This is a genomic window from Psychrobacter sp. YP14, assembly GCF_003209315.1.
GTDB lineage: Bacteria > Pseudomonadota > Gammaproteobacteria > Pseudomonadales > Moraxellaceae > Psychrobacter > Psychrobacter raelei.
The window spans coordinates 794207-815581 of record NZ_CP029789.1; the positions used below are offsets into that span (position 1 = coordinate 794207).

The following is a 21375-nucleotide window of genomic DNA, read 5'->3' on the forward strand; positions in this document are numbered from 1 at the left end:
GATTTAGTTAACACGGTTGGTTTTTTTATTAGAGGCACTGGCATCAAGCTCAACCACCACGCTCATGCCCGAGCGAATCTTGGGGTCAGCAGTGACGGGACGCGCTTTGACCTCAAAGGTACGCACATCAAAGTTATCTTCGGTATTGGTGGCGCGCCAAGTAGCAAAGTCAGACAAGGCGGCGGTGTTAAATACTTTAAACGTCATCTTATAAGGGGCATCAGGACGAGACAGCGCTGGTACTTGGCCGACAAACTGGGTGCCAATGCTAAACTGATTTAATAGGTTTTCTGTCACATTAAGTACCACCCACTGCTGATTGGGATCAACCAAAGTCATGATGGGGACGCCTTGGCCGATGACCTCACCTGGATTGACAATCACATCATCAACTATGCCGGCAATGGGGCTTTTTAAGTTGGCCTCATTTTGCGCCGCTTGTGCCTCTTCAATCTTACCATCTACTTGGGCCACCTGTGCTCTAGCACCCGCTTTATCTTCTTCACGAGCCCCTTCTACGGCCAAGTCATATTGTAAGCGGGCGGCGTCAGCTTTATCTTGGTTGGCCACATACTGAGTATAGGCTTCATCGCGCTTTTGACGTGCCATTAGTCCCTCTTCATAAAGACGATTAACACGCTCATAAGTACTCTTGGCTAAGTCTGCTGCGGCTTGGTTGGCTTGCCAGGCTGCTTTGGCTTGGCCAATTTCTTGCGGACGGGCACCATTTTGTGCTTTATCCAGCTGGCTTTGGGCCATGTCTCGGGCAGCTAAAGCCTGGTTCATTTTGGCAGTAATCTCAGGTGAATCCATTTCAATCAGTTGTTGACCCGCAGTGACATTATCACCTTCAGTGACCAATATCTTGGCGATGCGTCCCGGCACTTTTGCGGCAATGGCGGTGGACTGCATCTCCATTTGGCCTTGCACCACGATAGGTTTTTCGTTACTTTGTGAACTTTTATTTAAGCCATAAATAATCAGCGCTATTATCCCAGCCACAACTAAGGTGATTATGATGTTTCTTAGCATGGTTGGGCTGGGCTTTTTTGAGGGGCTCGTGTTTGAGGTGCTCATGTATTTATCCTGAAGATAAAATAAAAGTAAAAAGGTTAAGGCGTGTAGCGGCGCTTAGCGCTAATAAACCGTGGGCAGCTTAATATCGGCCACGGCCATATATTCGTTAAAGGCCTCTGGGGTACCAATGCTTTGCATTAAAGCGGCAAGCGCCTGTACATAATCATTGGCCGCAGCAGCTTGCTCGGTGCGGGCTTGCAAGTACTTGGTTTGCGCAGTAGTTACATCAAGGGCGGTATTCACCCCCTCTTTCATGCCCAGTTGCTTGTAGCGTAGTAACTCTTGAGACAGCAGCACATTGCTGTTTAATGACTGGAAACGGACCCGGGCATTTTCTACCGATTGCCAGTTTTTTTCTACTAACAATAAGATTTTGTCACTCACATCGATTTTGGCCAACAAGGCTTGGCGCATTTGTGCTTGACCAGAAGCATGCTGTGCGCCTTTGTCCAAGCCACCCCACAGTTTCCAACTGGCAGAAACCCCCGCAATCCAGCTGGGATCCTTGTCAATTTCATGATAACCGAATAAGGTAACGGTCGGCTTATAACCGGTGTTGGATAAGCTGGTTAAAGATTCTGCTTGGGCGTATTTGGCATCGACTTTTTTAAGACCGGGATGGTTTTTTAAGGCCAAATCTTGGAAGTACTTTAAGGGAGGTAGCGGCTTTGAGGAGACAAACAATGGGCTGGTAGGCTTGATGGGTGTTGGTGAGCGCAATAGGCGCTGCAGGGCAGTCATGGCTAATTGAGCATTATTGCGCGCTTTTAGCGCCTCACTTTCAGCCTCTGCTAACGCTGTCTTCGCCTCTAGTCTTTCAACGCCTGATATAAAGCCTTCCTCTAGGTATCTTTGCGCCATATGATCGGTTTCTTTGACCGTATTTAAGGCATCTTCACGTAAGTAAGCAGCGAGCATGGCAAGCTGAGCGGTGAAGTAGCGATTAATTAAGGTCGCTTGCAGGTCGTCCTTATCAAGTAAGGCGTCCGCTTGGCTCTCTTCAGTGCGCGCATCTGCCAGATCAGTGACCGCTTGGGTGCGCCCAGCGGTATACACCGGCCACAGCATGGCAACACCTGCGCTGGTATTTGTACCACTGCGTTTTATATTATATTCATCGGGTAGGCGGTCACTGATGATGGGCGGAATGGCATTAACAATATTAGGATCAATATTTTGTAAAATAGGATTGTCTTGAATTGCTTGGTTTACGCTGTCATTGATACCGGATTTAAGACCGGTTAAATCCACATCTGCATCCACACTATATCGGGTGGCGCCAGCCCGTAAAAAAATCAGCGGTTGGTTGAGGCCTTTGGTAGCTTCTGATTGCAGCTCATTTGCTGCAATACCGGCATTGTTGCTGGCAAGTTTGGGTGACACTTGCATTAATACATTTTGGGCTTGTTGTAGACTGATTTTGTCGGGTACATCAATGGTATACACATCATCAATGGCCACCCCTGAAGCTGGGTCGACAATGCTGTGTAACGGTATGGTTTGATAGCTGCCTTTGTCTAGATTTTCGCCAATCTTTTTTACATTGGTCGCCGGGATGGGGTTTTGATAAATGGGGCTTTGCGGTGACAAGACATACTCATCGCTGCCACTATGTATAGGTGCCGTGTGGCCCATGGTTGATAGGGCACTGAGACTTACGGCCACCGAAAGCTGCCAAGATAAGGGAGCCAAATACGCAGCATGCCTATTGAGCCGCTTAGCATAATGCGTCAATATATGATACGAGGTAGGCGCACAAGGGCGTCTCACAAAAGAGGCTTGCGGTTTTACAGTCTCAGAGCGCTTTAACTTAAGTAATGACATAACGGCAACTGGCTAATAAAAGGGATGAGTTGGAGGTAGAGAGTGTATCAGTTTTATTTAATGATTTTTGGTTAGTGATGACGCCTAGACCATGGATTAATCAGGCGCCAAGCGCATATCTTGATTTGGGTTCATTATAATAGCCTGCTAAAAAGCTTATTTGAAGTTATAAATACGTCCGACCAGTCCTTTTAGCATGTCTTAGCGCAATATAGCCATAAACGCTACCAACAAAAAAGCCGTACAAGCAGGTATGGCGTGTATTGACAGGGTTAAAGACAGCCTTTAACCCCAATATGGAAGCCTCATCAATGGCCATAAAAAAAGGCTGTGTTTTTGCTTGGAGACAAAAACGCAGCCTTGGTAGGGCGCAAACTGATAAAATATGGTTTACATTGAGCCAAAGTTTAATGATTAGTTAACTAGATTTCAACAGCAGCCCATTAATAAAATGCCAGCAGTGGGCGACCGGCCAGTCAAATATTAAGCTTAAGCTGTCAGTTATCAGCTTATACTTTCAATCATGCCAAGTGGGCTAAGCCTTTTCAAGCTTAGGACGAGCTTTGGCAACCGCTTTTAATAAGGCTGCTTTAAACTCACCTGGACCAAACTTCACCATATCTGAATGGGCTGCACAGAAGTTCTCGGTTTTTTGCCATTTTTCTGCCAAATTCTCTGCCCAATCACAGTATTTTTTTCCGGCATTAGGCTCATCGGTTAGTGCCTTTTTGGTGGTGGGATGTAGCGACAGTTCTGGCAAAATGGCTTGCAAGATTTTGGCAGGCGGCGTGACAAAAGTATCATCTACATGTAAGCTTTTGCTGGCAGGATGAAAGGCCAGTAAAGAGCTGGCGTGAATCATCTCATTGTCTGAGATATAGTCGATACCTTGGGGGAGTGAGAACTCAAGCTCAGGATAGCGTTTGGCTACGGCCTCGCTTTCTACCAAGTCATCGGCCCAGTTTACCTCGGTTATCTTACGCTTATGACGTTCGCTGCCGTAATTAATGGCGGTGGGAAAATCTTTGGCCATTTGCGCGCAGTGTATGGTATGAAAAGGGTGTAAATTTAAAATGGCTTCCACCTTTGTGCCATTATCAGTCAAGGACATCACCTTATCGCGCAGCTCACCGGTTAAACTATAGCTGTCTAAAAAGATAAACTTGCCTGACTCTAGTTGCACTAAAGAGCACTGAGTGCCAATATCTATTAGACCGCCCAGTTTAAATGAACCACGTATGTTCCAAAAACCTGAACCCAAATCAATTATCTTATCTGTCATAACGTCCTCTTTTTAAAGTAAGTTATTTACTATTAAATGTTGTAGTCATCATCGGTTATTTGCCTCTAAATGTCTGTTAAGAAATAATACAGTGAGTAGTAAAAAAGCTAACGAGTGTGGTCTAATATGCCCACGACTTAATATAGCAAGCATTTCCTTGGTAGAGGATAGAGCAACCAATACCCTAATTTATCTGCTGGGAATAAAAAACACCCCAAGCGAATGCCAGAGGTGTTTGTTGAACCGTAAAGCTAACACAAGATGTCTGCCTTACCCGTACGTTTTGCAGACGCAGTTATAGTAAGCTATCTAAATGACGTGCAGGGTCGGTCTCTCGAGCTGCGAGCGCATCGTCAACCGTTAAGCCGATGGCTTTGGCCACGCCTTCGCCATAAGCAGGGTCACACCAGTAGCAGTTACGGATGTGGCGGTATTTGATAAAGTCTGGCACCGATGCTATGTTACGGGCTGTGTTATCAAATAATACCTGCTTTTGCTCATCGCTCATGAGATTGAACAAAGCGCGCGGCTGGCTAAAGTAGTCATCATCGTCTTTACGGAAGTCCCAATGAGCGGCATCCCCATTAATTCTTAGAGGCGGCTCAGCGTATTCAGGCTGCTCTTGCCATTGACTAAAGCTGTTTGGCTCATAATGTGGACGACCCCCATAGTTATCATCGACACGGCCTAGACCATCACGATGGTTGCTCGAGTAAGGGCAACGTGGTTGGTTGACTGGAATCTGATGGCTATTAACGCCCACACGATAGCGCTGTGCATCTGCATAGTTAATCAGACGGTTTTGTAGCATCTTGTCTGGAGAGACACCGATACCTGGTACTAAGTTACTTGGCGCAAATGCCGCTTGCTCTACATCTAAAAAGTAGTTGTCTGAGTTTTTGTTAAGTTCAAATTCACCCACCTCAATTAGAGGGTAGTCGCCTTTTGGCCAAACTTTAGTCAAGTCAAACGGGTGGTAAGGCACCTGTTCAGCCTCTGCTTCTGGCATGATTTGAACGTACATTTTCCATTTTGGGAAATCGCCATTTTCGATAGACTCAAATAAATCTTTTTGATGGCTTTCACGGTCCATACCGACAGTTTCGGCAGCTTCGGCATCAGTTAGGTTCTTAATGCCTTGCTGCGTACGCATGTGGAATTTGACCCAGAAGCGCTCGCCTTGATCATTCCAGAAGCTGTAAGTGTGTGAGCCAAAGCCATGCATATGACGGTATGAGGCAGGGATACCGCGGTCACTCATTACGATGGTCACTTGGTGGAATGACTCAGGTAGTAAGGTCCAAAAGTCCCAGTTATTGGTCGCTGAGCGCATATTGGTACGAGGATCACGTTTTACCGCTTTGTTCAAATCAGGGAACTTACGTGGGTCACGTAAGAAGAAGACAGGCGTGTTGTTGCCTACTAAATCCCAGTTACCCTCTTCGGTGTAGAACTTTAGGGCAAAACCACGGATATCACGCTCAGCATCAGCCGCACCGCGCTCACCGGCTACGGTACTAAAGCGGGCAAACATTTCGGTCTTTTTGCCGACTTCGCTAAAAATCTTAGCACGCGTATATTTAGTAATGTCGTTGGTGACGGTAAAGGTACCAAAGGCGCCAGAACCCTTGGCATGCATGCGGCGTTCTGGAATAACTTCACGCACAAAGTTGCCCAGCTTCTCGTTCAACCAAAGGTCTTGCGCCAATAGCGGACCTCGAGGGCCGGCTGTTAAGCTGTTTTGGTTGTCTGCAACGGGTGCACCATTGTTCATGGTTAGCTTCGTGGGGGCGTAGGGGCATTTTTTATCACTCATTGTAATCTCCTTTTTTTTGTAATGAGCGGGGGATAAAACACTTGATTTTTTACAGCCTGTTATTTTTTTAAGTACAATAGAGCAGTTAGGGTATGGTTATTACCAAGCCGGTTATCTTGCTTATCTCTATTAAAGCCAAATTGTGTAGTTTTGTATAATAAATTAATTACAATAGTATGTTTTGTTTTACTAATCTATTTTTGCTACCGCTTTTGGTCTATAAATCCTTTTATAACTATTGAGATTTTTTTGGCTCGATTGAATTTAAGTCACCAATTACTTGATTGGTTATAACAATCATGTGGGTTTCAATAGCTAATGTAGTACAGTCCAACAAATAAAGCAATTTAGCCACATTTATAGGTGCCGCTGGGCTGATCGGTACCTTAAAATTACTATAATCGTGGGTGTTTAAATGTCTCCAACTGCCATCGCCTATGCCTATTTGGCCGGGGCTATTATCTTTGAAATAACCGGAACCACCTTTTTGGTGAAGTCGCAAGAATTCACTAAGCTTTATCCCACTTTAGCCACGGTGGTGCTCTATGCTTTTTCTTTTTATTTTTTGACTAAGTCATTAAGGGGTATTCCGCTTGGTATTGCTTATGCAATGTGGGGCGGGATAGGTATTGTGTTAACAGCTTTGATTGGTCTGCTGGTATTTAAGCAGAGTATTGATACGCCGGCAGTGATAGGCATTGGCCTGATTGTGACCGGCGTTGTGGTGCTTAATTTGTTCTCAAGCTCTGTGGGGTAGGAGGGAGCAGTATAAATAATAAAAAATCATCTCAAGATTACGGTGTTGACTACCTCTGATAAAAAATAAAGTTTATTTTTTTAAAGGAATAAAAAATATAATGTTAGAAGCCAAAAGTACGCTAAGTTATCGAAAGTACCCCTCAACAACGGCGCTGCAGTGCTTTGAAGCGGCGGCTCGATTGCTGAGTTTTACGGGCGCTGCCCAAGAGTTGTATATGACTCAAAGTGCGGTAAGCAAGCAAGTAGCTCAGCTTGAAGACATGCTAAATATTTCACTTTTTTATAGAACTTCTCAGAAAATCTCTTTAACACCTGCAGGTAAGCGTTACTACCTAGAAGTTTTTAATATTCTAAGCTATATAGAAAGCGCTACTACCTCGTTGATGTCTTACGTTGATAATGCAGAAACTTTAAGAATAATGGCTCATCCCACCTTTTGTGCGCGTTGGTTAATTCCTGCATTGGCTGGATTTAATGAGCAATATCCTTTAATTAATTTGGATATCAGAGAACAAGAAGGTCCTTTCTTCTCTGAAGACCATGATATCGACATCGCATTTTTATATGGTGAGGGTGTTTGGACTGGAATGGAGTCAATCAAGCTATTAGAAGAGTACTGCATCGCTGTTTGTAGTCCTGATTACTATGACAAATATATCAAATCAGAAGATGGGGCAGATGTGCATAAGCTAGGAAACTGTACGTTCTTACATCTTAATTCACGAACAAGCGCTTGGTATGACTATTTTAAGCAACAAGATATTCATATAGAAGGTACGTTTGTCGGCCCTAGATTCGATACTTTTCAGGCCTGTATTTCTGCCGCATTACTAGGGTATGGAGTGGCCTTGATACCAAGAATTTTGGTGACACCAGAGATTAACAGTGGTGCACTGCGACAAGCTGATGATTATTATGCTAAAGCTAAAAGTGCTTACTACATAACCTATCCACTCACTTTAGGCAATAGCCATAAAGTTCGAGCAGTAATTAAGTGGGTGTTTGAGTATTTGGACCGAGTTACTAGGAACTAAAGCAAATATTATCAAACACTTAGTTCCTGCCATAAAAAAAGGAATAGTTGCTCAACTTTTATTCGTTTGCCTGTTATTCATGCTTTTGGTGAAATGAACGTATCAATCATGGAAGATATGAGACGTTTATGACCAACTTATACAATGTGACCGATGCCTTTACTATGGTGCATCCTATCACTCTCGTCAAAGGAAAAAATGCAACAGTTTGGGACAAGGACAATAAGCGCTACATAGACTTTGTAGGTGGTATTGGCGTTTTAAACTTTGGCCATTGTCATCCCAAAATTGTTGATGCCATCCATCAGCAAGCCAGTAATCTTATTCATTATGCTTACAATGCTGCAGGTCATCAGCCTTATCAGATGCTAATGCCACGCCTTTGTGAGCTTATTCCTATCAGTGGTACTTTATCAGGAATGCTCACCAACTGCGGTGCAGAAGCCACAGAAAATGCCCTTAAAATTACTCGCATAAAAACAGGTCGCGTTGGAGTTATCGCCTTTGATGGCGGTTTTCATGGCCGCACTTTGGCAGCGGTTAACCTTAATGGCAAAGTTGGTCCTTATAAAACAGGGTTAGGTCCTCTAGCCGGTAGTGTGTATCACATTCCTTTTCCAAGTCCAGATAATGAGGTTAGCGATCAACAGGCCATTGATGCGTTAGATCGTATCGGCATGGTTGAAACTGATATTAACAATATTGGTGCCATCATTATGGAACCAGTGCAAGGAGAGGGTGGTTTTCAGATTATGTCAAAAGGCTTTGCACAGTACCTACGAGGCTTCTGTGATAAGCATGGCATTTTATTAATCATGGATGAAATTCAGTCTGGTTTTGGCAGAACGGGTATGCCTTTTGCATTTAGTCATTTAGAGATTGAGCCGGATATGATTCTATTAGGCAAAAGTATCGCTGGTGGTCTGCCGTTAGGGGCAGTAATTGGTAAAGACTCGGTTATGAACGGATTACCCAAAGGCAGCTTGGGTGGGACTTATTCGGGGAACCCTGTGGCCTGTGCGGCTGCCAACGCGACCTTAGATATTATGGAAGAGGGCTCAGTTTGGACATCTGCTACAGACTATGAGCAAATTCTAGTTAATAGCTTTGAGAGCTGGAAGTCTGAGGGTGTGTCTAACTGGCTGTATAAAATGACTGGTGTCGGTGCCATGCGCGGTATAGAGCTTCGTCATCCAAAACACGGCACTTCCCCTGAGATTATGACCAGAATATTGTCAGAAGCTCGTGAAAGGGGACTGCTGCTGATGCCAAGTGGTAAATATCGACACATTATTCGCCTATTGCCGCCTTTGACCATTGAACCTGAACTATTGCAAGAAGGGCTTGAGATTTTAAAACAAGTACTCAGCACTTTGCCTGATGAGCTCAATTAAATCGACAGCTTATTTACAAAGTACAAAACTCTATAAAATATTAAGGTAGTCACTATGACAGCAACAAACTTTATAAAAACCGATGAGATTCGCTACCAGTTCTCAATAGCTATGTCGACCATGTACCAAAAAGAAGTGCCTTTATATACCAACCTAATAGAGTTGGTAAATGAAGTAAATGAATCAGTTATGCAGCAGCAGCCAGAAATTAAACAGCAGCTAATCAATACCGGCGAGCTAGACAGATTGAGTGCAGAAAGACATGGCGCTATTCGCCTAGGTACGGCCCAAGAGCTTGAGACCATGCGCCGTCTATTTGCTGTAATGGGTATGTATCCGGTGGGCTATTATGATTTGACACCTGCAGGAGTGCCAGTACATTCCACAGCATTTCGTGCAGTAACTACTGAGGCATTAAATATTAGCCCATTTCGAGTATTCACCTCTCTTTTACGATTAGAGTTGATTGAAGATGAATCGCTACGCAGTAAAGCCAAACAAGCTCTGGAGAATAGAAATATATTTACCGATAGAGTCATTGAACTGATTGAAACGTTTGAGAAACAAGGCGGTCTAACCTCAGAGCAGGGTGAGGAGTTTGTACGTGAAGCATTAGAGACATTCCGTTGGCATGAAAGCTCGCCGATCAGCAAATCTCTGTATGAACAGTTATTAAGTCAGCATGGATTGATTGCAGATATTGTTGGTTTTAAAGGCCCCCATATTAACCACCTAACGCCCAGAACCTTAGATATTGATGCGGTCCAACAAGGCATGAGTCAACGTAATATTCCACCTAAAGATATTATTGAGGGGCCACCACGCCGTAATTGCCCAATTTTGCTACGTCAAACCAGCTTTAAGGCATTAGAAGAGGCCGTTAACTTCACCGGGGATGCCGGTGATGCAGTTGCTGGAACGCATACCGCCCGTTTTGGTGAGATTGAACAGCGTGGTGTCGCTCTGACCCCTAAAGGCCGCGCTTTATATGACCAGCTGTTAAATGCAGCGCGTACTAAGCTTGGCTCAACGCCAAATGCCAGTAATGCGAGTCAATATTATCAGCTACTGTCACAGGAGTTTGAAGCGTTTCCAGATGACTATCACAGCTTACATGAGCAAGGTCTAGCCTATTTTTATTATCAGTTAAATGAAGATAAGCTAGAAGCAGGCGTATCAATGCAGCAGGTAGATGAGCTTGTTAGTCAAGGTGTGCTGCGTATTGAGCCAATTGTTTACGAAGACTTCTTGCCCGTAAGTGCAGCAGGTATTTTTCAGTCTAACCTAAAAGATAACAAACAAAGCAGTTATCAAGGCAATTCAAACCAGGCAGACTTTGAAAAAGCGCTAGGTAGACCTGTCTATGACGAGCTTGAACTGTATAGCAAGCTTCAACAGCAAAGCTTAGAGCGGTGTCTAAACGCCTTACAGCGTGTTAGTTAAGATTGGTAAGTAGTTTGGGTGGTATGGTTAAGTTATTCTTATGTCTTTTATAGGCCATTCCAAAAGGGAATGACAGTAAGAAATATTTTATTTTGCAACTCATTAATGACACATGTAAATTGGAATTACACCAAGGAAGTCATTAATAATCAACTAAGGAATAGTAATGATTAAGAAGTACATGTCAGCTATGGGCGTGGAAGAAAGCCTATATCAAAATGGTAACTTTGAAGTTAAAACCCCAATCGATGGATCAGTAATCGGCAAAGTGACCCTTCATGAAGTATCTGATGTAGAAACGCAAGTTTCTAATGCTAAAAAAGCCTTTAAAGAATGGCGTACTGTACCTGCTCCTAAAAGAGGGGAGTTAATTCGTTTATTGGGTGAAGTGCTGCGTGAGTATAAGCAAGAACTTGGCGCATTAGTCTCTTACGAGGCAGGTAAAATTAAAGAAGAAGGCCTAGGCGAAGTTCAAGAGATGATTGATATCTGTGATTTCGCGGTGGGTCTGTCTCGTCAACTTTATGGTTTAACCATCGCCTCAGAGCGTCCTGGCCATCATATGCGTGAAACTTGGCATCCTTTAGGTGTTATTGGTGTTATTTCAGCATTTAACTTCCCTGTTGCAGTTTGGTCATGGAATACCGCATTAGCGATTGTGTGCGGTAACCCTGTAATTTGGAAGCCTTCAGAGAAGACGCCTTTAACAGCACTGGCTTGTCAGGCTTTATTTGAAAAAGCGCTTGCAAAATTCGATGGGGCACCAGAATATTTATCGCAAATACTCTTGGGTGAAGTGGAAGTTGGTAACGCTTTGGTTGAGCACAAAGATGTGGCATTAATCAGTGCCACAGGCAGTACCAGAATGGGGCAGGCAGTAGGACCAAAAGTCGCCAGTCGTTTTGGTAAATGCTTGCTAGAGCTGGGCGGTAATAACGCAATGATTTTGACCCCAAGTGCCGACTTAGAGCTGGCCTTGCGAGGCATATTATTCTCAGCAGTGGGTACTGCAGGACAGCGCTGTACCACATTACGTCGCCTGATCGTACATGAGTCAGTAAAAGATGAGATTTTACCACGGGTAAAAGCGGCCTATGAGAATGTCAGTATCGGCCACCCACTCGAAGGCAACTTGGTGGGTCCTCTAATTGATGAAGATAGCTTCTCTAATATGCAAAAGTCGCTGGATAATGCCAAACAATCTGGTGGCAAAGTAACAGGCGGTGAGCGTGTGCTAGAGAGCGAATATCCAGAAGCCTATTATGTAAAACCTGCCATTGTTGAGATGGATGAGCAAAACGATGTGGTTCGTAATGAGACATTCGCCCCTATTTTATACGTGATGACCTACCAAGACTTCGATCAAGCGTTAGAGATGCAAAACGATGTGCCACAAGGTCTCTCTTCTTGTATCTTTACCAATGATATTCGCGAAGCTGAACAGTTCTTAAGTGATCGTGGTAGCGACTGTGGTATTGCGAACGTTAATATTGGTACCAGTGGTGCGGAAATCGGTGGTGCTTTCGGTGGTGAAAAAGAAACGGGTGGCGGTCGTGAATCCGGTTCAGATGCTTGGAAAAACTATATGCGTCGTCAGACCAACACCATTAACTATTCAACTGAGCTTCCATTAGCACAAGGTATTAACTTCAACTAAGTTTTTTCTCGATTGCAAAAATCTTCTAAGCCTCTTGTTTTATAAGATTTCTTTATAAAGTAAGTGTTGCTTAGAAGATACCTTGGATATTTTTAGAATAAAAGTTTTGCAGGGCAATAAGGTTCATTGTCCTTTAATAAGTGACCACATATTGTTTATTTTATATAAATTAATATTTAATTTATATTGGATGTTTCTTAACTCTAATGGTCTAAGCCATGGATATGGCAAGTCTTACTATGGATAGGTAAATACTATGATTGATGAAAAAAATCAAAATCCCTCTGTTGAAGGGTATGGCCCTTCTTCAAGCTTCTTATTAGATATCGCACCTTTGGTTCTAACTGCCATAATCCTGATGGTGCAGTTTTTTGTATTCAAAGACTTTACGCCTCATATTCCCTTAGCCTGCGGTATTTTAATCACAGGTTTATTTATGAAGTTGCGTGGTCGTGATTGGGATGGCATGGAGCAAAGGTTCTTAAAAGTAGTAAAAATTGGTTTGCCTGCGATACTTATTTTAATGGGTGTAGGTATGTTAATCGGTGCTTGGATTATAGCTGGCACAGTGCCTACTATTTTATATTACGGATTTAGTATCTTCACTCCCTCATCATTTTTGGTCTCAGTTTGTATTATTTGCGCCATTATCTCTCTAGCCACGGGTACCTCATGGGGTACTGTGGGTACTGTAGGATTAGCAATGATGGGTATCGGGCTTGGGCTTGGTGTACCAGCACCGTTGGTTGGTGGTGCTATTGTCTCAGGGGCATTTTTTGGCGACAAAATGTCACCATTATCTGATACCACTAACTTGACGCCAGCTGCTGCTGGCATTGATTTATGGGAACACATCAAAGGCATGTTGCCTACCACTGTGCCTGCAATGATTACTGCTGTTCTCATCTACGCATGGATAGGAACGAGTTATGGCTCTGATTCAGTAGATATGTCTTCAATTGAAGCAATCAAAGCCAGCCTTGCAAGTAATTATAATCTAAGTGTTATTACTTTATTGCCTGCCGTGGTAGTAATTGGAGCGGCTATTATGAAAATGCCTGCTATTCCGACAGTGTTGGTAGGCGTAGTGGTAGCTTCAGTGATTGCAGTGTTTATGCAAGGTGTGGGCTTACACGATGTGTTTAATGTTCTACAAAATGGATTTAAGAGTGAAACAGGCTTAGAAATAGTTGATCAGTTGCTAAGTAAAGGCGGCGTAATGTCGATGACTTGGGTCGTCACCCTGACCATTTTTGCCTTGGCTTTTGTCGGCTCACTTGAGCATTACGGGACGCTTAAAGCAATCATGGCTAAGCTTGATAAAGTCATCAAAACTCGTTTTGGTCTGGTTATTTCAAGTTATGCTAGTGTGATTGGTGTGGGTACTATTATTGGTGATGTTTATACCACTTTAGTTTTACCAGGACGTCTATTAAAAGATAAATATCAAGAAATGGGCTATAAGCGCACCACGCTCACTCGCGCAGTAGAAGACTGCGGTACTTTACTATCTCCGTTAATCCCATGGAATATGGGAGGAAGCTTCGTAGCAGCGACATTAGGTATAGCCACTATAACTTATGCACCTTACGCATTCGCTTGTTGGTTGTCTCCATTATTTGGATTACTGTGGTTGGCATTGAATAAATTTATACCTCGTGAGACGCCTAGCGTGCCAGTATCTGAGCATGTAGTGATAACGAGTAATAATATTTAACTGGAAAAGGAGATTCCATAACATGTTGCAAGAAAAATGCTTATGGGGGCTTATTGCCCCTGAAGGGGAGCTCTTTACATCGCTGACACACGATGCGGATACTCAAGTCTGTATCATAGGTGCAGGCTACACTGGATTATCAGCTGCTATTCATCTAGCAGAAAAAGGTGTGGATGTTATTGTCTTGGAGTCCAAGCAAGTAGGTAATGGAGGTTCAGGACGTAGTGTGGGCTTTGTAAACGCAGGGACTTGGGCTCGCCCAGATGATCTAAATCAATATTTAGGTGAGGAGGTGGGTGTACATTTAACTCAAGAGCTTGGGTTGGCACCAAAATTGGTTTTTGATGTTATTGATAAGTATAAAATTGATGCTCAAGAGACCAGAACGGGCAATATCCATATGGCACATAATGCCACAGGCGAACAAGATGTTGAGATACGTTATGAGCAGTTGACGCGATTAGGTGCAGATGTAGAGCGTCTGACTGGAAGCAAGTGTCATGAGTACTGTGGCACCACACGAATTAATAAAGCCTTATTGGATAAACGTGCAGGTACTATTAATCCTCAAGCTTATGTCAATGGCTTAGCTCGAGCAGCTAAGTCTTTGGGTGTAAAAATATATACGGATTCTGCGGTAACCTCTATCGAAAAATCAGAAGGTAAGTGGTATGTCAGAACAGCGCAAGCAAGTGTTCAAGCAGATCGTACGATAGTGGCTACTAATGCTTATACAGAAGGTGAGTGGAGCCAATTATCGAAGACTTTCTACTTAGTGGAGTACTATCAAATAGCCTCTGAGCCTTTAAATAATATACAGGCTGATAAGATTTTACCTTATAAAACGGGAGCATGGGATACAAGAACAGCACTCTCTAGTATTCGACGTGATAAGGACAATAGATTGTTACTGGGTACTGTGGGAGGTAAGAAGATGAAACCTAAGTCTTTTTATCAAGCGTGGGCCAATACTGTACAAAAGCATTACTATCCTGACTTGCCTAAATTTGAATGGCAATATGAGTGGGTAGGTAAATTTGGCTTTACTCAAGATCACATATTTAGAGTATTTGAGGTTGATGATAGTTTGTTAGCTGCTACTGCATATAATGGTAGGGGAATCACCACAGGAACACTGTTAGGTAAATGTTTTGCTGACTATATTTTAACCGGTGATCGTAAAAAAATACCGCTTCCTTTTAAAAGTATAGAAGAGTCCAAGATATCTTGTAATGGTATGCGCTCTAGCGTTACCGAAATGGGCATCTCTTTATATCATTTTGGGCAATGTCTAAAAGTCATTAGATAAGTGAGTATATTCATAAAGTGCTATTAGTTGTATGGAGCTATATTAGTGACCAAGCTAACTTTAGATTTAGAAACAAAGATAGACTTATTTCAACCATCCAGTCTACAACTTATCCTAGAGACGCTAATTAACAATCACGGCTTTGAAACCAGTCAAATAAAAACCGATGCAGAAAGCTTAGCGCATTGGGGCAAAGACTGGACCAAGCACTTTGCGCCTGCACCCTCTGTGATTGTGTTTCCAAAATCGACCGAGCAAGTCCAAAGCGTGGTGAAGCTGGCCAATGAATATGGCATAGTCATCACCCCAAGTGGTGGCCGTACTGGATTATCTGCCGGTGCTGTGGCCAGTCATGGCGAGATTGTACTTAGCCTTGATAAAATGAATAAAATTGGTGAGTTTTTCCCCGCCGATAGAATGGTTGAGATTGAAGCGGGTGTCATCACCGAGCAGCTACAGCAGTTCGCTGAAGACAAAGGCCTATACTATCCTGTGGATTTTGCCTCAGCAGGCTCCAGTCAAATTGGGGGTAACATCGGCACCAACGCCGGCGGCATCAAAGTAATTCGCTATGGCATGACGCGTAACTGGGTGCTGGGTCTTACAGTCGTCACTGGTAAGGGTGATATCTTACAGCTCAACCGCGGTATGATAAAAAATGCCACCGGTTATGATTTGCGTCATTTGTTTATCGGTGCAGAAGGTACGTTAGGCATTGTCACCAAAGCACAAATCAAGCTTGAACGTGCCCCGCAGGACTTGACGGTGATGGTATTTGGCATGGATAAGTTTGAGCATGTGATGCATGTGCTGTCCGCTTTTCAGTCTCAAATTGACTTGACTGCCTTTGAGTTCTTCGATGATGTGGCTATTGAGAAGCTGATGGCCACAGGTCATGTACAAGAGCCTTTTGAAGCCCGCACCAAATATTATGCCCTACTTGAATTTGAGGCCCCCTATGAGCCTATTATGGATAAGGCGATGGCCATGTTTGAGCAGTGCATGGAGAATGGCTGGATTGTCGATGGTGTCATGAGTCAAAACCTATCTCAAGCCGCTGAGCTGTGGAAACTGCGCGAGTATATCTCAGAGACCATCTCAGTATTTACCCCATATAAAAACGATGTGTCAGTACTGATCAGCTATGTGCCTGAGTTTATCAGGGATATTGAGAGTGTGGTCAACAGCAACTACCCGGACTTTGAGATTTGCTGGTTTGGTCATATTGGTGATGGTAACTTGCATTTAAACATCTTAAAACCTGAGAATTTATCCAAAGATGAGTTCTTTGAAAAATGCCAAAGTGTTAATGATCTAGTGTTTGCCACAGTACAAAAATATGGCGGATCGGTGTCTGCCGAGCATGGTGTGGGCATGACCAAAAAGCCCTATTTGAACTACACCCGTAGCGAGAGCGAAATTGAGTACTTAAAAGCACTAAAACAAGTGTTTGATCCTAATGCGATTATGAACCGTGGTAAGATTTTTGATGTTTAGTCTTAGTTTTATACTTACTACCTGTACTAAGCTCGGCTATCAATAATAACCGGATAGCCTTTGTGCTCAATGACGGTAGCTTTCACCCCATATAAATCCTGTATGGTCTCTTGCGTCAGCACTTCAATAGGATGGCCGGTTTGAATAACTTGTCCGGTCTTCATCATGACTACGGTATCGGCGAACTGTGCGGCTTGGTTGATATCGTGTAGCACAATAACCACTGTCTTTTTTTGTTCATGAGCCAAACTGCGTAGGGCGCGCATCAGCTGGCCTGAGTGGTACATGTCTAAGTTGTTAAGCGGCTCATCAAGCAGTAAATAAGGGGTATCCTGGCAGACAATCATAGCAATCAATACCCGCTGCTGTTGCCCACCTGATAAGGTAGATAAGTAGCGGTGTGCCATATCTTGCAATTCAAACTTCTCAATAACCTCAGCCACCTTTTGATGATCGGCTGGGGTAGGCCGGCCTTGATGATACGGATAACGGCCGAACATCAATAGCTCTTCTACCCGCAAGCGGCCTTGTAGTTGATTGCTCTGTGCCAATATGGCCACTGTCTTAGCCATAACCTTACTGTCGGTATGTGCAATGTCGTACTCACCAAACTGAACCGACCCACTTTGTAGCGGTTGTAGGCGTGACATGACGCTAAACAAGGTGGACTTTCCGGCGCCATTTGGCCCAATTAACGCAATCACTTGCGCATCTTCTAAGCTTAAGCTGACATTATTTAAGATGGGGTGGTGATCGATGTGATGGCTTACATTATTAATGGTAATCATAAAGATATTCAGCTGTCAGGTATAAAAATAGGATGAAAATTAGGGGGATATAACAGTAAGTGTCAAAGAAGCAGCCAAGCGGGCTTATGGATCACTTAGGCCACCTGCTTGCGATACTGCTTTAAAATCAGGCCGATAAAGACCATGCCGCCGAGCAGTTCAATCACAACTGACAACACACCGGCCATGCCAAGCACCCGCTCAAACAAAGTCTGACCCAATACCAACGTAATCATGGACACCAAGCTGACCAAAACGATACGCTCGCTATGATACATGCTGTGGCTTATGCGGTTGGTCAAAGCGCACACCAATAACCCCAAAAATACGATAGGGCCGACAAAGGCAGTTGCGGTTGCGACCAACACTGAGATGACCACCAATAGACGCAGGGTTAAACCTTGATAATCAATGCCCAGACCAATTGCATCGGAGCGGCCAAGCATCAGTACATCGACCTGAAAGCGCCAGCGCCAAATAAGCCATGCACTGACAAGACAAATGGCCAGGCTCAGCCACATCATATGGACATTGGTGATATTAAATTGGGCAAAGCTGGCCGCTTGTATCACTACGAAGTCTTCGGGGTTAATGAGGCGTGCCACCAAATTTGATAAGCTTCTAAATAACACGCCAAAGATAATGCCGACTAAAATTAGCCGAGATAAAGAGTGCTCAGTGCGATTAAATAATAGCCGAAAAAGGAATAAGGAGGCGGCCACCATCAGTGCCACTTCAATGCCAAACTTTAGTAACGGCTGACTGGTAAACATATTCAACGCACCCAAGAAGAACACCAATAGGCTTTGGATAAGAATATATAACGAGTCAAAGCCCAATAGGGCAGGCGTTAAAATTGGGTTGTGGGTGAGGCTTTGAAACAGCAGTGTCGAGACTCCAATACAGTAGCCCACAATCATAAGTGCCGCCAACTTTTGCCCCCGGAACGGCAACACAAAGTCCCAGTTGCCATTGGCCTGTAAGGTCATAAACAGCACGCAGCTTACCAGTAAAGTCAGCAAAGCAAGCCACACCGGTTTGCTAAATACCAAGCCTGGATTAATACGCAGCTGTACAGGGTGAGCGGTAAGTGGATGTTTAGAAGTTTGGCTATTTGAGGACACAAACTGCGAGCCTGCACAATCTTTATTATTGCTAGAGGACTTAGGCATTGATGTGGTGGATGCTTGCTTGGATGAATTCATAATAAGCTTAGCTGGCAAAAAGGATAAATGAGAAGATACGACTTAAGAGCTGTGGGCTTAGGCTTGGGCCGATGGATTGGCTTCAAGCTTACGAGGTTTGGGTTTGCGAGGTTTACGGAGTAACATCCATAAAAATATCGCGGCGCCAATAACACCGAATACGGTCGCTACCGGTACTTCAAAGGGGTAGCGGATGCTGCGGCCAATCACATCGCATAGCAGCACTAGGCTTGAGCCGAATAATGCCACTGCCGGCAAGCATCGACGTAGACTGTCTCCCATTAAGCGGCTGATAATATTAGGTACGACCAGCCCGACAAAGGGAATGGCGCCTACCGTAACCACCACCACGGCACTAATCATGGCCACAGTCAAGATCACAAACCAGGTCATCAAGCGCTGGTTCACCCCTAAGTTAATAGCAATGGCTTCGCCTAATCCCACAATGGTTAGTTTGTCGGCCAAAAAGTATGCCACCAGTGCCAACGCACCAGTCACATACAGCAGCTCATAACGCCCCGCCAAAATAGTAGAAAAATCCCCAAAGCGCCACACTGACAGCATCTGCAAAGACTCCGTTTCATAGGCAATAAAGGTAGTGACCGCCTCAATAATACCGCCAAACACAATGCCTACCAAAGGGACCATTAAGATATCTGTGGCAGGCAAATGCTTAATCAAACGCATAAACAGCACCATACCGGCGATAGCGCACAAGGTCGCAATGAGCATCTTGCTAAATAGGCTACTTGTGGGCAAGTATAGGCTGACCAAAAGTAGGCCTAGGCCTGCGCTTTGGGTGGCGCCCACCATGGAGGGGTCAACGAAGCGGTTTTTTAACACAACTTGTAAAATCATCCCCGCCACAGCTAAAGAGGCACCGGTCAAAATAATGGCCAGCGTGCGCGGCAGTCGGCTTACCAGCAACAACTGTAAATCGTTACTGACCGACTGCTGAGTTAAGGCTTGCCACAGCCCTTGCCATGAAAAATCTGCCACACCCAGCGATAAGCTTAGCAAAATTAGAGCCACCAATAGCAGCACACTTAACGTGTTGAGCAGCATAGGCGATAGCAAAACATGTCGAGCTTTAGGTTTGGCAGAAGAATCAAACATAACGGTCTTTATTTTTACTGTAAAAATTGAGGGATAAGCGTGTGCTTATTGAGCGCTTTCAACTGTTTCGGCTTTACTCAAGGCATCAGTGACGATCTTGGTGTCTTTTAGCCACTGATAGTAACCCCCGAAAGCAAGGTATGAGTCTGGGCTTAGGTAGACAATATGTTTGTTTTTCCAAGCTTTGGTTTGATGCATTAATGGGTTGTCTAATACCGCATCTGCACCTACGCCTTCTTCACCAACGGCTGAGCTTCTATCTAGCACAAATAACCAGTCTGGATCGATTTTTTGTAAGTATTCAAAAGATACGGGTTGACCATGTCGGCCATCTTCAATCTGAGTATCAGCAGCAGGAATACCAAAGACGGTATGTAAGAACCCAAAGCGAGATTTTTCGCCATAGGCTGAGATTTTATTGCCGTTTACTAGGACAACCAAACCATTGCCTTTACCGGCACTGGCGGCTTTGGCTTGCTCGATGGCTTGATCAATGTCTTGTTGCAACTGAGCGGCTTTATCGGCTTTGTTAAATAGCTTACCTAAATCAGCTAAGCGCTGTTTGCTAGACTCATAAATATTTTCAGTATCTAAGGTCAGGTCTAAAGTTGGCGCCATTTTGCTAAGGGCATCATATTTTTCTGCCATACGTGAGCCAATTAAAATGGCTTTGGGCTGCATTTGGTTAAGTGCTTCCATATCAGGCTCGAATAAAGTACCGATATTCTGGCTCTCTGGGGCACCTGCCGCTTTTAGATTGTCTAAATGTAAGTTGTCAGGCAGACCAGCTACAGGTACTTCTAAGGCAGCTAAATCCTGCATTAAGGTCATGTCATATACAGCTAATGGCTCAGGATTGGTGGGTAAAGTTACTTCACCGCGAGTGGTATCAATGCTTACTTGTGCTTGGTTCGCACTTGACTCTGTGGTGGCCGCTTCAGAGCCAGTCTCACTTTGAGTTTCAGCGGCACTGTCAGTTTGAGTGTCTGTCTGTTTAGGAGAGCAACCAAAAAGCGCACCGCTCACCATTAAGGTGAGTAGAGCCAACTTGGCTTTGGGATACGCAGAAGAGGCGGCGGCAGAGGATAGACGTTTGGTAAACATAAAATCTCACTTAATCATTAAACTTAGTCGTTAAAAAAGCCATGACAAGACAATGGCTGTTAAATAAAAAGCTGTAAAACATGTCAAAAAACTAGACTATAAAAAAACAAAACCCTCTTATCTGATGGCATAGCGCACAGACCCTCTAAATTAACTGCGAGTGGTACATCAGATGTCTGCTAATTTTTTGAGAATGAGCCTATGATACGCTTTTTAAATGCAAAAATAAATGATAATAATTCGCATTAAATAAAACAAGGGTGTTTTGTTACTTTTAAGTGGGTCTGTTATCCCCCAAAAGGGGTAGGGAATTAGGCTTATGTACCGCTTTTGCTCAATAGGTATTGATTAAG

Annotated in this window: 16 protein-coding genes; 8 read left to right on the forward strand and 8 right to left on the reverse strand. The window is 43.9% G+C overall.

Annotated features, from left to right (window positions below):
• Positions 1-3: 3 nt before the first annotated feature.
• From DLE54_RS03410 to DLE54_RS03425, 4 genes are all read right to left on the reverse strand, one after another.
• Positions 4-1077 carry an HlyD family secretion protein gene (locus DLE54_RS03410; RefSeq protein ID WP_110816253.1) on the reverse strand — a complete coding sequence of 358 codons (1074 nt, stop codon included), beginning with the start codon at positions 1075-1077 and terminating at the stop codon, positions 4-6.
• A 60-nt stretch (positions 1078-1137) separates the two neighbouring features.
• Positions 1138-2901, reverse strand: coding sequence for a TolC family protein (locus DLE54_RS03415; protein WP_110816255.1), 1764 nt, complete (start codon positions 2899-2901; stop codon positions 1138-1140).
• 535 nt (positions 2902-3436) lie between these two features.
• A complete protein-coding gene (locus tag DLE54_RS03420; protein ID WP_110816256.1) occupies positions 3437-4183 on the reverse strand; it encodes a hypothetical protein in 747 nt (248 codons plus the stop codon).
• 295 nt (positions 4184-4478) lie between these two features.
• Positions 4479-5999 (reverse strand): catalase, encoded by a 1521-nt coding sequence (locus DLE54_RS03425; RefSeq protein WP_011959936.1) that lies wholly within the window; start codon positions 5997-5999, stop codon positions 4479-4481.
• Between the two features lie 415 nt (positions 6000-6414).
• Between DLE54_RS03425 and DLE54_RS03430 the strand changes: the two genes are divergently transcribed.
• From DLE54_RS03430 to DLE54_RS03465, 8 genes are all read left to right on the forward strand, one after another.
• Positions 6415-6756: a DMT family transporter gene (locus DLE54_RS03430; RefSeq protein WP_110816257.1), complete on the forward strand. Its 342-nt coding sequence runs from the start codon at positions 6415-6417 to the stop codon at positions 6754-6756.
• Positions 6757-6856: 100 nt separating this feature from the next.
• Entirely contained in the window at positions 6857-7792 is a 936-nt protein-coding gene (locus DLE54_RS03435) for a LysR substrate-binding domain-containing protein (protein WP_110816258.1), read from the forward strand.
• Between the two features lie 128 nt (positions 7793-7920).
• Positions 7921-9186 carry an aspartate aminotransferase family protein gene (locus tag DLE54_RS03440; RefSeq protein WP_110816259.1) on the forward strand — a complete coding sequence of 422 codons (1266 nt, stop codon included), beginning with the start codon at positions 7921-7923 and terminating at the stop codon, positions 9184-9186.
• Between the two features lie 54 nt (positions 9187-9240).
• Positions 9241-10629, forward strand: coding sequence for a VOC family protein (locus DLE54_RS03445; protein ID WP_110816260.1), 1389 nt, complete (start codon positions 9241-9243; stop codon positions 10627-10629).
• A 166-nt stretch (positions 10630-10795) separates the two neighbouring features.
• On the forward strand, positions 10796-12286 hold the full coding sequence (locus DLE54_RS03450) for an aldehyde dehydrogenase family protein (protein ID WP_110816261.1): 1491 nt from the start codon (positions 10796-10798) through the stop codon (positions 12284-12286).
• A 256-nt stretch (positions 12287-12542) separates the two neighbouring features.
• Positions 12543-14003 (forward strand): Na+/H+ antiporter NhaC, encoded by a 1461-nt coding sequence (nhaC, locus tag DLE54_RS03455; RefSeq protein WP_110816262.1) that lies wholly within the window; start codon positions 12543-12545, stop codon positions 14001-14003.
• Positions 14004-14025: 22 nt separating this feature from the next.
• Entirely contained in the window at positions 14026-15312 is a 1287-nt protein-coding gene (locus tag DLE54_RS03460) for an NAD(P)/FAD-dependent oxidoreductase (protein WP_110816263.1), read from the forward strand.
• 111 nt (positions 15313-15423) lie between these two features.
• The gene (locus DLE54_RS03465) at positions 15424-16809 is read left to right on the forward strand and encodes an FAD-binding oxidoreductase (RefSeq protein ID WP_264755972.1); all 1386 of its coding nucleotides are present in this window, start codon (positions 15424-15426) and stop codon (positions 16807-16809) included.
• Between the two features lie 26 nt (positions 16810-16835).
• Here the strand turns inward: DLE54_RS03465 and DLE54_RS03470 are convergent, their stop codons facing one another.
• From DLE54_RS03470 to DLE54_RS03485, 4 genes are all read right to left on the reverse strand, one after another.
• The gene (locus tag DLE54_RS03470) at positions 16836-17597 is read right to left on the reverse strand and encodes an ABC transporter ATP-binding protein (protein ID WP_110816264.1); all 762 of its coding nucleotides are present in this window, start codon (positions 17595-17597) and stop codon (positions 16836-16838) included.
• A gap of 95 nt (positions 17598-17692) precedes the next feature.
• Positions 17693-18802, reverse strand: coding sequence for an iron chelate uptake ABC transporter family permease subunit (locus DLE54_RS03475; protein WP_110816265.1), 1110 nt, complete (start codon positions 18800-18802; stop codon positions 17693-17695).
• Between the two features lie 57 nt (positions 18803-18859).
• Positions 18860-19918, reverse strand: coding sequence for an ABC transporter permease (locus DLE54_RS03480; protein WP_110816266.1), 1059 nt, complete (start codon positions 19916-19918; stop codon positions 18860-18862).
• Between the two features lie 45 nt (positions 19919-19963).
• On the reverse strand, positions 19964-21022 hold the full coding sequence (locus DLE54_RS03485; protein ID WP_110816267.1) for a siderophore ABC transporter substrate-binding protein: 1059 nt from the start codon (positions 21020-21022) through the stop codon (positions 19964-19966).
• Between the last annotated feature and the right edge of the window lie 353 nt (positions 21023-21375).

Excerpts from the sequence above, each read along its gene's own strand:
- DLE54_RS03460 (WP_110816263.1), top strand. The coding sequence starts at position 14,026 with ATGTTGCAAGAAAAATGCTTATGGGGGCTTATTGCCCCTGAAGGGGAG.
- DLE54_RS03440 (WP_110816259.1), top strand. The coding sequence starts at position 7,921 with ATGACCAACTTATACAATGTGACCGATGCCTTTACTATGGTGCATCCT.
- DLE54_RS03470 (WP_110816264.1), bottom strand. The coding sequence starts at position 17,597 with ATGATTACCATTAATAATGTAAGCCATCACATCGATCACCACCCCATC.
- DLE54_RS03445 (WP_110816260.1), top strand. The coding sequence starts at position 9,241 with ATGACAGCAACAAACTTTATAAAAACCGATGAGATTCGCTACCAGTTC.
- DLE54_RS03420 (WP_110816256.1), bottom strand. The coding sequence starts at position 4,183 with ATGACAGATAAGATAATTGATTTGGGTTCAGGTTTTTGGAACATACGT.
- DLE54_RS03430 (WP_110816257.1), top strand. The coding sequence starts at position 6,415 with ATGTCTCCAACTGCCATCGCCTATGCCTATTTGGCCGGGGCTATTATC.
- DLE54_RS03425 (WP_011959936.1), bottom strand. The coding sequence starts at position 5,999 with ATGAGTGATAAAAAATGCCCCTACGCCCCCACGAAGCTAACCATGAAC.
- DLE54_RS03415 (WP_110816255.1), bottom strand. The coding sequence starts at position 2,901 with ATGTCATTACTTAAGTTAAAGCGCTCTGAGACTGTAAAACCGCAAGCC.
- DLE54_RS03450 (WP_110816261.1), top strand. The coding sequence starts at position 10,796 with ATGATTAAGAAGTACATGTCAGCTATGGGCGTGGAAGAAAGCCTATAT.
- DLE54_RS03475 (WP_110816265.1), bottom strand. The coding sequence starts at position 18,802 with ATGAATTCATCCAAGCAAGCATCCACCACATCAATGCCTAAGTCCTCT.
- DLE54_RS03480 (WP_110816266.1), bottom strand. The coding sequence starts at position 19,918 with ATGTTTGATTCTTCTGCCAAACCTAAAGCTCGACATGTTTTGCTATCG.
- DLE54_RS03435 (WP_110816258.1), top strand. The coding sequence starts at position 6,857 with ATGTTAGAAGCCAAAAGTACGCTAAGTTATCGAAAGTACCCCTCAACA.
- DLE54_RS03410 (WP_110816253.1), bottom strand. The coding sequence starts at position 1,077 with ATGAGCACCTCAAACACGAGCCCCTCAAAAAAGCCCAGCCCAACCATG.
- nhaC (WP_110816262.1), top strand. The coding sequence starts at position 12,543 with ATGATTGATGAAAAAAATCAAAATCCCTCTGTTGAAGGGTATGGCCCT.
- DLE54_RS03485 (WP_110816267.1), bottom strand. The coding sequence starts at position 21,022 with ATGTTTACCAAACGTCTATCCTCTGCCGCCGCCTCTTCTGCGTATCCC.